The 10,769-nt window shown below is 45.3% G+C and carries 11 protein-coding genes and 3 pseudogenes; 11 read left to right on the top strand and 3 right to left on the bottom strand.

The genetic code is table 11. The annotated features are described in order from the left end of the window. Window positions 1–362: 362 nt before the first annotated feature. From J7529_RS22420 to ctpA, 3 genes are all read right to left on the bottom strand, one after another. Complete coding sequence (locus J7529_RS22420) at window positions 363–1,484, bottom strand: TRAP transporter substrate-binding protein (protein WP_318730823.1); 1,122 nt, start codon at window positions 1,482–1,484, stop codon at window positions 363–365. A 108-nt stretch (window positions 1,485–1,592) separates the two neighbouring features. After that, window positions 1,593–2,582, bottom strand: a complete 990-nt coding sequence (locus tag J7529_RS22415; protein ID WP_318730822.1) for a pentapeptide repeat-containing protein — start codon at window positions 2,580–2,582, stop codon at window positions 1,593–1,595. A gap of 20 nt (window positions 2,583–2,602) precedes the next feature. Continuing rightward, a complete protein-coding gene (gene ctpA / locus J7529_RS22410; protein WP_318730821.1) occupies window positions 2,603–3,835 on the bottom strand; it encodes a carboxyl-terminal processing protease CtpA in 1,233 nt (410 codons plus the stop codon). Window positions 3,836–3,911: 76 nt separating this feature from the next. Between ctpA and petB the strand changes: the two genes are divergently transcribed. The 11 genes and pseudogenes from petB (at window position 3,912) to J7529_RS22365 (ending at window position 10,721) form a co-directional block, all read left to right on the top strand. Beyond that, window positions 3,912–4,580 (top strand): cytochrome b6, encoded by a 669-nt coding sequence (gene petB / locus J7529_RS22405; protein ID WP_271944269.1) that lies wholly within the window; start codon window positions 3,912–3,914, stop codon window positions 4,578–4,580. Window positions 4,581–4,674: 94 nt separating this feature from the next. Beyond that, window positions 4,675–5,157 carry a cytochrome b6-f complex subunit IV gene (petD, locus tag J7529_RS22400; protein WP_271944267.1) on the top strand — a complete coding sequence of 161 codons (483 nt, stop codon included), beginning with the start codon at window positions 4,675–4,677 and terminating at the stop codon, window positions 5,155–5,157. Between the two features lie 189 nt (window positions 5,158–5,346). Next, window positions 5,347–5,526: pseudogene (locus J7529_RS24900) on the top strand (hypothetical protein); the annotation flags it as partial. Next, window positions 5,486–5,863 carry a hypothetical protein gene (locus J7529_RS22395; protein WP_318730820.1) on the top strand — a complete coding sequence of 126 codons (378 nt, stop codon included), beginning with the start codon at window positions 5,486–5,488 and terminating at the stop codon, window positions 5,861–5,863. The pseudogene J7529_RS24900 and the gene J7529_RS22395, both read left to right, overlap by 41 nt. 25 nt (window positions 5,864–5,888) lie before the next feature. Further along, window positions 5,889–6,020, top strand: a pseudogene (locus J7529_RS24895) (Uma2 family endonuclease); the annotation flags it as partial. Between the two features lie 20 nt (window positions 6,021–6,040). Continuing rightward, window positions 6,041–7,039 carry a tetratricopeptide repeat protein gene (locus J7529_RS22390; protein WP_318730819.1) on the top strand — a complete coding sequence of 333 codons (999 nt, stop codon included), beginning with the start codon at window positions 6,041–6,043 and terminating at the stop codon, window positions 7,037–7,039. 86 nt (window positions 7,040–7,125) lie between these two features. Further along, window positions 7,126–8,991 (top strand): ABC transporter ATP-binding protein, encoded by a 1,866-nt coding sequence (locus J7529_RS22385; RefSeq protein ID WP_413038968.1) that lies wholly within the window; start codon window positions 7,126–7,128, stop codon window positions 8,989–8,991. A gap of 121 nt (window positions 8,992–9,112) precedes the next feature. Next, a pseudogene (locus J7529_RS24890) lies at window positions 9,113–9,632 on the top strand (element excision factor XisH family protein). After that, a complete protein-coding gene (locus J7529_RS22375; RefSeq protein ID WP_318730816.1) occupies window positions 9,620–9,955 on the top strand; it encodes a XisI protein in 336 nt (111 codons plus the stop codon). Before J7529_RS24890 ends, J7529_RS22375 begins: the two are co-directional and overlap by 13 nt. A gap of 104 nt (window positions 9,956–10,059) precedes the next feature. Continuing rightward, window positions 10,060–10,383, top strand: a complete 324-nt coding sequence (locus tag J7529_RS22370) for a DUF4926 domain-containing protein (RefSeq protein WP_318730815.1) — start codon at window positions 10,060–10,062, stop codon at window positions 10,381–10,383. A 173-nt stretch (window positions 10,384–10,556) separates the two neighbouring features. Continuing rightward, window positions 10,557–10,721, top strand: a complete 165-nt coding sequence (locus tag J7529_RS22365; protein ID WP_318730814.1) for a hypothetical protein — start codon at window positions 10,557–10,559, stop codon at window positions 10,719–10,721. The last annotated feature ends 48 nt before the right edge of the window (window positions 10,722–10,769 follow it).

Genomic DNA, 10,769 nt, shown 5'->3' with positions numbered 1-10,769 from the left:
TCCAGAAACCCTGATTTAGTTCACTAGGGACTTTTCTTTGGTTGAATGTAAAGTTTTATATCAACATTCAACACTTCTGAAAGAAATGGTATAAGAATTAGAACTCTTGCATAATTGAGCAGACAATAAATAGTCATGCAGAAATCCTGGATTCTAATGTCTATTTCCTATTGCCTGATATCATGTCCGTTGGAATAGTTGTCATTGTGACTGAAAGGAAGCAATCGCCAAGACTACCGAGATAAAAGAGATTGCTTTGTTCCGCTCCGCTCCATTCGCGCTTCACGCAAGCTTCGCTAACGCAATGACATAGTATATCTGATTCACCGGACTTGATATGACTTATGCAAGAAGTCTATTCATTAGGACTGACCAATGGCAAAACTCGAGTAACCTAACTCACTCACTGCGTGCCAACTAAAAATATCTGCTTGGAACTGTTTCCAAGAGTCATAAATTTCCTTAAAAGAAGGCTCTTCACTGGCTTGTTGTGCTAGTAACTCCTGGGTTGCTTGGCGACAAGCGGTTAAAATTTCTGGGCTGAAGGGCTGTAATTGGGTTCCCCCATCTTTAAGCCGTTTGAGAGCTTGGGGATTGAGTGTATCATAGCGAGCTAAACAATGAATATTGGCATCAGCCGCCGCACTCCTGAGAACATCCTGATATTCTTTGGGCAATTGATTCCACTGGTCTACATTCACCTGTAACTCAAAGGTCGAGCCGGGTTCCCACCAACCGGGATAATAATAATATTGGGCAGCCTTATTCAAGCCCAATTTTTCATCATCATAGGGGCCAACCCATTCGGCTGCATCAATAGCCCCTCGCTCTAAAGCGAGGAAGATTTCTCCTCCAGGTAATACCTGTACATTAACGCCTAAACTGGCTAGGACTTTACCCCCAAATCCAGGGATTCTCATTTTCAAACCGTTTAAGTCGGCGACGGTATTCACCTGACGCTTAAACCAGCCACCCATTTGTACGCCACTATTGCCGGCAGGAAAGGCAATGACATTAAAATCGGCATAGAGCTGATTCATCATTTCTTGGCCACCGCCATAGTAGAGCCAAGCATTTTGCTGTTGGGCATTGAGGCCAAAGGGAACGGTGGTGCCAAAGACGAGGGCGGGATTTTTACCGATGTAGTAATAACTGGCACTATGGCCACATTCAACGGTTCCCGCTTGCACGGCATCCAAGACTTGCAGTCCAGGGACAATTTCTCCACCAGCAAAGACTTCGATAACAAATCGCCCATCGGTCATGGATTCGACTTTATCGGCAACCATTTTCGCTGACCCATAGAGGGTATCGAGGGAGGTTGGCCAACTGGTGGCCATTTTCCAGCGGATATTAGGGAGGGCACTATTGGTGGGACTGGTCCTAGTGTTTTGTGAAGTGGTGGTTTGGGCACTACAGGCTGCTAGGGCTAAGGTAGTAGCTGCTCCTGTTGTGGTATAGGCTAACAATTTACGGCGTTTCATAGGTTAAGTTCATATTAAAGAGCAGATTGAAGAGTCAATCATACCTCTGAACTTGGGTCACCACAATAGAACCTTGAGACTCTAATCGGGGTCTGATCTGACTCACCGTTAATCTAGAGTTCTGAGACGCTCAAGAAAGTCTTGGACAACTTCTTGGGGGTTACTTTGGCATTGCTCGATAACGTAGGAGTCAATGAGAACAATCCCAGATTGCTGTAGCAGGCGATCGCGCTTAAGATCGAGAGTGCACGATTGTTCTTCAATTTGAAGAATGCCACATTTACCGCCATCAATGATCAGAAAATAAGGTTGAGACTCTGGTTTTCCCTCTAAAATCGTTCGCACATGGGGATAAAATAAGGCATTTTGTTGATGTAGGGCTTGAGCAATGTCTAATTCAACTTGGGAAAAAAACTGTAATCCTTGCCACTGATAGGGGCCGATTTCTGATTCATTCAAGGATTGCTCTAAACCTTCTGCATGAACCAAATGGGTATCGGTTAAATTCGTTTCACTCAAATCTGAACCCCGAAAAATAGCATAGGCAGCATTACAACGCCCTAAATTGGTCTGATTTAAGTTCGTGTCACTTAAATCGGCTTTAATGAGATTAGCCCCACTCACATTGGCTCGACTTAAATCTGCGCCACTTAAATTTGCCCCACTTAAATTTGCCTGAGCTAAAGAAGCTTGAAGCAAACATGTTCCATTCAAATCTGCTTGCACTAAATTAGCAAAAATCAGATTTGCCCCACTTAAATCCGCATGGCTCAGATTAATATTAAATAAAGAAGCGCTACTCAGATTGGCTAACGTTAAATTCGAGCCACTGAGCAACGCCAAAAACAAATTAGCGCAACTTAAATCCGCATAGGAAAGATTAGTGTGGCTAAGATTAGCATGGGAAAAATTCACATAAAATAAATTCGCACGGGTCAGATTACTCTGACTTAAATCAATGCCACTTAAATCGGTGTAACTGAGATCAATCCCAGCTAAATCAAGACCCCGAAAATCCCGTTGCCCGCCACGATAAAGGTCTAAAAGGGTTTGTTTATCCATGGATAAGCACCCAAACTTTTCAGATGATGTACGCACGATCAACTCTAGTTTAGAGTTTAACTTTGGGTTTGTTGAGCTAGCACTTCTAGCGCAGCTTGATATTGGGAGTCAGAAGCGGTGGCGATTTGATTACGGGAGATCGCCTGGGCAGGAACGACTTGATCGGGTTCAATGCCTAACTGATTAATATCATGATGATCGGGGGTTTCATACTTGGCAATGGTTACGGCTAGCCCAGAGCCATCCGATAAATCAAATAGGGATTGAATTAATCCCTTACCAAACGTCCTTTCTCCCAGTAATTGAGCGCGATCGTTATCCTGGAGTGCCCCCGCTAGAATTTCACTAGCACTGGCGGTTCCATGATTGACCAAAACTACCAGCGGATCGTTGGTTACTGCTGCTCCAGTAGCCTCAAAGCTCTCCAAAACCCCTTGACGGTTGACCACATAAACAATCGTACCCTGATCGATCCATTGGCGAGCAATTTCAATGCCAGCGGTTAATAATCCGCCTGGATTATTGCGTAAATCGAGGATATATGCTGCGGCTCCTTGCTCTTCTAAACGGGCGATCGCCTGGCTCAGTTCTTGGGAGGCATAGGCATTAAATTGGGTTAACCGCAGATAGCCAATCGGAACGGAGCCAGAGTCAGATGCAAGCGATCGCAGATCCGAAATCACGGGATTGAGCGTAATATGATCGCGGGTAATCTCCACCCTGTGCTGTTCTGTGCGGTCTCGTTCAATGGTTAAGGTGACTACTGTTCCAGTCGGTCCCCGCATCCGGTTAGCCGCCTCTTCAATGGTTAACTCGCGAGTCGGAATACCATCAATAGCCATAATGCGATCGCGTGGTTGAAGTCCTGCGGTTTCTGCTGGCGACCCGGCGATCGGTGCAATCACCGTCAGCAGACCGGTTTGAGCATCTAAAGCAATCTGCAGTCCCACCCCACTCAACTCTCCTGAAGTCGTCACCTGCAAGCTGCGATAGGACTGGGGAGGCAAAAATCGGGTAAAAGGATCGCCCAAACTCTTCAGCATTTGGTCAATGGCCACATAGGTCTCTTCGCGACTCTTGAGCGGCTTTTTCAGGGCTTTCTGGCGCACAAACCACCAATTTTGATGATTAAAGGTCTCATCTAAATAAGACCGATTCACAATGCGCCACACCTCGTTGTAGAGCTTCTGTTCCTGTGTCAGAGCATAGGCTGGAGAGATCCAACCCCCAAGGGCGATCGCCACATACAACACCAAAAAACACGCCACCCCAAAAATTTGCTTTACCATCACCTGTTTTATCATTACTTTGGCTATGTTACATTTCTATAAGAGCGCATTAATCTTTCATAGGATCGTTAACCGCATGTTTACCAAGCAGGTAAGAGAGTCAAAAACCTTTCAATGGTTTCAAGAACGTCTGGAGATCCAAGGCATCTCCGACGACATCACCAGTAAATACGTCCCTCCTCACGTTAATATCTTCTACTGTCTCGGTGGAATTACCCTCGTGTGCTTCCTCATCCAGTTTGCGACTGGATTCGCCATGACCTTCTACTACAAACCCACGGTAGCTGAAGCCTTCACCTCCATTCAATACATCATGAATGAAGTCAGCTTTGGATGGTTAATCCGCTCCATCCACCGTTGGTCTGCCAGTATGATGGTACTGATGATGATTCTGCACATCTTCCGAGTGTACCTTACCGGAGGCTTCAAAAAACCCCGCGAGCTAACTTGGGTTACCGGAGTTGTTCTAGCGGTCATCACCGTAACCTTCGGAGTTACCGGGTATTCTCTGCCTTGGGATCAGGTCGGATATTGGGCCGTTAAAATTGTAAGTGGCGTTCCTGCTGCTGTTCCTGTGGTTGGAGACCTCGTAGTTGAACTAATGCGAGGCGGTGAAAGTGTAGGTCAAGCCACCTTAACCCGCTTCTATAGCCTACACATCTTCGTCCTTCCTTGGTCGATCGCCGTCTTCATGTTGGCTCACTTCTTAATGATTCGTAAGCAAGGGATCTCTGGCCCCTTGTAAAGCACGTAGTGCTAGGGAATAGGGAGATAAATCCCGACTGCTTCACTGCCGACTCCCTCTATATAATTGTTCCATTCATTATATTGATTGAACCATGTCCATTCAAAAGCCACCGGCCTTATCCGATCCCAAACTCCGGGAAAAACTTGCCCAAGGCATGGGCCATAATTACTATGGTGAACCTGCCTGGCCCAATGACCTGTTGTATACTTTCCCAGTCGTAATTGTGGGAACCCTCGGCTGCATCGTTGCCCTAGCGGTACTCGATCCTGCCTTTATTGGCGAACCTGCCGATCCCTTTGCCACTCCCCTGGAAATTCTGCCAGAGTGGTACTTTTATCCTGTATTCCAAATTCTGAGAACAGTTCCCAATAAACTGTTGGGCGTTCTGATGATGGCTTCCATTCCCCTAGGCTTAATCCTGGTTCCTTTTATCGAAAATGTGAACAAATTCCAAAATCCTTTCCGCCGTCCCGTCGCGACTGCGGTTTTCTTGTTTGGAACCCTGGTTACTCTCTGGTTAGGTATTGGAGCGGCTTTACCCATCGATAAATCTCTGACCTTGGGATTATTCTAAATAGCGCTGGTAATGGGTAATCGGAAGTTCAACCCCTGTTAAGACCCAAACAGCATTGCTATAGAGCAGATTAGAATCATAATTTTCTAAGCACCGGTAAGGGAACTGGCGATCGCCCGATCTTCAGCTCTCCTGCCGGTGCTTATATCAATTAAGAAATAAATCGCTGGTTCATTCAATCACTCTATGATGGGAATTCAACTTAATTTGGGTTGGGACTTGGCAGTCGAGAACCGTAACGGTCAACTCACTCTTGTTGTAGAAGTCAAATGCAAAACCCATACCTCTCCTCAGTGGGCAGCACAATTGCGCCGCAATATTTTTGCCCATGGTACATTTCCGAAAGCTCCATACTTTCTATACGAGTTTAATTGTACAAAGTAATGAGGAAGAAAGGTATCGCTTTATTGAATGTCGCGAGCGCTTGTTGCAGATTGCAGAAATTGTTGCTCTCAATGCAAGTATTCTAACTGACGCAATATCCGATGAAATAGCTGACGATTTAACTCCACAAGATGCTCTAGTTTATGCATCCATTATTAGGCATTTGCAGCAGGAATTGCGAGAACAGGCTTGCTTTTTGAATCAAAACTCTAAAGACTTCGATCTCTCTGATATTATTGATGAACTAAGAGCGTTCAACTGTAGAATGATTCCCCGGTTTGATCAGGGGTATCGTTTTGTGCTCTCTACAATCCTCAAGTAAAATAAGCTTATCCTCTCTAACTCAGAATAGGGAACTGTTTGAAGACCCAGAGGAGGTGATAGAGAAGCAAGATCAGAGGCAGAAAGAGCGCGATCGCCCATTTGCTAAACTCAGAGAACTCGGTATCGATCCCAATCAACTTTCAATGGAACAGTAATAAAACAAGAGGAGGGGGAGATGTTCAGAAAAATTCAGCGCTGGTTGGAGCAACTTTGGCAATGGTTCAAGGGTTTATGGTCTTCCTCTTCTAGCTCCTCAGCGGATACTGCGACGACTTGGCCAACAGATACCGACTATGAAATGCGGTTTATGTCTTTTCTAGAGGGAATTTATCAAGGAAAAAGTCAAGTTCTCAAAGACTGGGAAAACCTACAACAGGAGTATTCAGAAGATCAATGGATAGCCTGGTTAAAACGCTTTGGCCAGAAGGTCACCCAAAATTCAGAACCCAATGAAAAATTGGCACAGCGCCTGATCCGGTTAGGGGAAGTGGGTTGTGGTCAATTGGGAGAAGTGGCGAAAGAGATTGGCGAACAGTTACACCCACCCATTTCTTTAGATGAGGATAATCCTCAAGTTTGGTTCGATCGCGGTAAACAATTACTCGATGAAGAGGATCAAAAAGCCTTAGAAGCTTTCGATCGCACTCTGGAACTTTACCCTAATCATTATCGCGCTGCCATTAATCGCGGAAATGCACTAATGAACCTGGGCAAACATCAAGAGGCAATTTTAGCCTATGACCATGCCCTAGAATTAAACCCGGATGCCGATCTAGCTTGGGCCAATCGCGGTAATGTATTCTTTGATCTCGAAGACTATGAACAAGCGATCGCCAATTGGGACAGAGCAATAGAACTCAATCCAAAAGATCTCGAAACTTGGCATAATAAAGGCATTGTTTTAGGGGTCAAACTCAATCGGTTTGAAGAGGCGCTTACTTGTTTTGACCAAACCCTGGCACTGCAAGCTGATGATGTACAAGCCTGGTTTCATCGAGGTATTGTCTTAGCCGCCTTAAATCGATGGGAAGATGCTCTAGAGAGTTGGAACCAAGTCACCGATCTGCAACCAGATTTTCAGGATGCTTGGATTAACAAAGGGGTCGCTCTGCAAAAATTAGGTCGCTATGCAGAAGCGATCGCAGCCAATCAACGGGCCATTAATCCCAGCTAATCCCTAGGGATTTTGATAAAATGCCCGTATTTATCAGTAAGTTTACGGCTTTACTGGAAAATCACCCTAATTGCAGCCCCATCTCCATGAATGACTCGGTATTAGATGTTTGTAACCTCACTGTTCAATTCCAAACGGATGAGAAAGTGATTCAAGCGGTTGATCGGATAACTTTCTCGGTGGAACGAGGTCAAACCCTAGGCATTGTGGGAGAATCTGGCTCGGGAAAATCGGTGACTTCCCTAGCCATTATGGATCTGGTTCCTCAACCTCCAGGAAATATAGCCAGTGGAGAAATTTGGTTTCATCCCCCTGAACAGGATCGCCTGAATTTACGCGATCTTTCCCCAAAACAGATGCAACAGTATCGAGGCAGTCAAATCTCGATGATTTTTCAGGAACCGATGAGTTCCTTAAATCCGGTATATACCATTGGATTTCAGTTAGTTGAAGCGCTACGATTTCATCAATCAATTTCCCCTTCAGAAGCGAGACGACAGGCGATCGCCCTATTGCAAGAGGTGCAATTACTACCGAAGGATGAAATTTTACAACAACAGATCTCACAGGAATTTCCGGAAGTAACGAGCGATCGCCAACAGCAATCTTCGATCAATCGTCAAAAACAAGCCATCCTCGATCGCTATCCCCATGAACTCTCTGGCGGCCAACTGCAAAGGGTCATGATTGCCATGGCCATTTCTTGCAATCCTACCCTCCTGATTGCTGATGAACCCACCACAGCCTTAGATGTGACCGTGCAAGCGACCATCCTCAATCTGTTGCGCGATTTGCAAAAAGCTAGGGGCATGTCCCTGATTTTTATTACTCACGACTTGGGCGTGATTGCGGAAATTGCGGATAGCGTCGTGGTCATGTATCAAGGAAAAATAGTGGAATCTGGCTCCGTTCTTGATATTTTTTCCCGTCCCCAACATCCCTACACCCAAGGCCTGTTAGCCTGTCGCCCCCGGCCGGATTTACACTTGAAATATTTGCCCACAGTCGCAGATTTTCTGGAACAAGATTCCACGGTGATGGCAACAAAAACTACTGAAGTTCATCCCCAGGAAGTCCAACAGCGTCTAGAAAATCTCTATGAACAATCTCCGCTGATGGTGGTGAAAGATCTGAAGGTGGGTTTTCCCAGTAAAGGGATTTGGGGACAAACCCAGCGCTACACCATGGCCGTGAATGGAGTATCTTTTGAGGTGTATCCGGGGGAAACATTAGGATTGGTGGGAGAATCAGGCTGTGGTAAAACCACCTTAGCGCGGACGCTCCTCCAGTTGGTTCCCTCCATGGGTGGCATGATTGCCTTTGAAGGCGAACAACTACAATCCTTGAGTGTCAAGGCTTTGCGCTATTTTCGCCGACAGATGCAGATTGTGTTTCAAGACCCCTATAGTTCTTTAGATCCGAGAATGTCCATCGGGGATGCAGTGATGGAACCGTTGGTGATTCATAAGGAGTTAGAATCTAAGACTGAACGACGCGATAAAACTCCGTTTCGCTGGCGCGATCGCGTACGTTATCTTTTAGAAAGAGTCGGTCTCGATCCGAGTTGGATGGGTCGCTATCCCCACGAGTTTTCTGGAGGACAGCGCCAACGGGTCTGTATTGCCCGCGCTCTGGCTCTCAATCCTAAGTTTATTATTTGTGATGAGTCCGTGTCTGCGTTGGATGTATCGGTTCAAGCTCAGGTTTTGAACCTATTGAAAGAGCTGCAAGAAGAGTTTAAGCTGACCTATATTTTCATTTCCCATGATTTAAGTGTGGTCAAGTTTATGAGCGATCGCATCATGGTCATGAATCGCGGTAAAGTAGAAGAAATTGGCTTCTCCGAGCAGATTTACAACCATCCCACCCAAGACTACACCCGCCAACTGATTGCGGCCATTCCCACCGGAAGCCTAGAGGACATTGAACAGCGCCAAAGACAGCCTCGTTAACTCCACTTTCCTGAAAATACTCTGATTATGCTCACCCTAGAAATGGCGATCTCCAACATCCGAGAAATCCCCCCCGAACAACAACATCAAGCGATCGCATTCATTGAGCAGAGAGGATTAAATGGCAAGGGATAAATTTCACTATGCTGTTAGGCGAGGATTAGAAAAACAGGAATGGGAAATTACTCACGATCCATTACGGTTAGAATTAGGAAAATACGATCGCCTGGAAATCGATCTGGGAGCGTAACCGACCATCGGAGCAGAGCGAAGCGGAGAAAAAATTGCCGTCGAGATTAAAAGTTTTTTGAACGACTCAGCGATGTTATAGTCAATTCGACACTAGCATTTATCTATAACGTCGGTATCTGTAGGGGCGAACGGCCGTTCGCCCCTACAATTATGTCTCACTGTTAACTGAATCGACTATAGATTTTCATTTGGCGTTAGGTCAATTCTTAAATTACCGTTTAGTGTTAGAGGAGGTTGAACCAGAACGAACGCTTTATTTAGCCATTCCTTCGGTAGTTTATGATTCATTCTTCTGGCGAGATTTGCCGAAATTATCTATTCAAAGATACGATCTAAAGTTAATTATCTATGAACCAGAAGAGGAGATAATTCTACAATGGATAAACTAGATAAATATCGTCAAATTGTTCAAGATTTATTAACGGGATATGTCGCTGACAATATCTTGGGTGGAGTGATTGAATCGACAACAGTATTCGATCTAAAATACGATCGCTATCTGTTGGTTGATTTTGGTTGGAATGGGCAGCGGAGAATCTATAATTGTCTGATTCACTTAGAAATTCGTTCTGGAAAAATCTGGATTCAGCGCAATCAAACTGACTGCTCTTTAACCGAGGAATTATTAGACAAGGGCGTGGTTAAAGAGGATATTGTTTTAGGATTCCAACCCCCCAATCTACGCAAATATACAGGTTTGGGTGTAGGTTAGTATGGAAAATACCGACATAAGTATGGTTTTCTTACCAGAAGACTCTATACCGATAATCATGGAACCCGATTTGTAACCCTAGTTCCCGATAAAGGAGAAAATTAATGAAAACTCAACATCCTTTATTTTCCCAAGTTGCTCTCACTGAAGACTTGCCCCAATATCAGCTAAAACAAGGCGATACTGCCACCATTGTTGAACATTATCCTATGCCAGAGTCCCAAGAGGATGGGTATAGTTTAGAAGGGTTTGATGTTCCTGCAATCACCATTGAAGTGAGGGCATCACAGATTATGCTCCTGAGTGACTATTTAAGAGAAGAAGCTATTTTAAGTAAATTTCGTAATCTCTCAGAACAGCGACAAAAACAACTAGAAGAATACCTTGATTTCCTTTTGCAAAAAGACCAAACGACTCCGGTGAATTAAGAAGTGCGATCGCCGATTCGCAGATAAGTTTCATAAACACGATCGCCTCCCGAAAAGAAACCGGGTTTCTGCCCAACCTGCGGACACCAACCAAAGATCTGCGAGAAACCCGGTTTCTAGAACCTGGCGATCGCCGATTGCGCTACACTCAAACCATAGCCCCCCTCATCGCCATGAACGAAGAACGCATCGCTGCCTACCTGAACCTGATTCAAGAACTGCTCACCTGTCCCAGTGGTGAGGAAGGGCAACGGCTCAATGATAACCGCGAGTTGCTCGATCGGGAGTTTGTGCAAGTCTGCGGACGGATAGCGCAACAGATGCAGGAGGAGGGTTAAACTATGAAGTTTCTGCGAAATCTGGTGCAACGGGTGGCGGCATTTTCC

Source organism: Roseofilum sp. Guam (assembly GCF_017746735.1).
Taxonomy (GTDB): Bacteria; Cyanobacteriota; Cyanobacteriia; order Cyanobacteriales; family Desertifilaceae; genus Roseofilum; species Roseofilum reptotaenium.
This window is presented reverse-complemented; position numbering and strand designations above follow the sequence as displayed.

Excerpts from the sequence above, each read along its gene's own strand:
- J7529_RS22420 (WP_318730823.1), bottom strand. The coding sequence starts at position 1,484 with ATGAAACGCCGTAAATTGTTAGCCTATACCACAACAGGAGCAGCTACT.
- ctpA (WP_318730821.1), bottom strand. The coding sequence starts at position 3,835 with ATGGTAAAGCAAATTTTTGGGGTGGCGTGTTTTTTGGTGTTGTATGTG.
- petB (WP_271944269.1), top strand. The coding sequence starts at position 3,912 with ATGTTTACCAAGCAGGTAAGAGAGTCAAAAACCTTTCAATGGTTTCAA.
- petD (WP_271944267.1), top strand. The coding sequence starts at position 4,675 with ATGTCCATTCAAAAGCCACCGGCCTTATCCGATCCCAAACTCCGGGAA.
- J7529_RS22395 (WP_318730820.1), top strand. The coding sequence starts at position 5,486 with ATGGTACATTTCCGAAAGCTCCATACTTTCTATACGAGTTTAATTGTA.
- J7529_RS22390 (WP_318730819.1), top strand. The coding sequence starts at position 6,041 with ATGTTCAGAAAAATTCAGCGCTGGTTGGAGCAACTTTGGCAATGGTTC.
- J7529_RS22385 (WP_413038968.1), top strand. The coding sequence starts at position 7,126 with ATGAATGACTCGGTATTAGATGTTTGTAACCTCACTGTTCAATTCCAA.
- J7529_RS22375 (WP_318730816.1), top strand. The coding sequence starts at position 9,620 with ATGGATAAACTAGATAAATATCGTCAAATTGTTCAAGATTTATTAACG.
- J7529_RS22370 (WP_318730815.1), top strand. The coding sequence starts at position 10,060 with ATGAAAACTCAACATCCTTTATTTTCCCAAGTTGCTCTCACTGAAGAC.
- J7529_RS22365 (WP_318730814.1), top strand. The coding sequence starts at position 10,557 with ATGAACGAAGAACGCATCGCTGCCTACCTGAACCTGATTCAAGAACTG.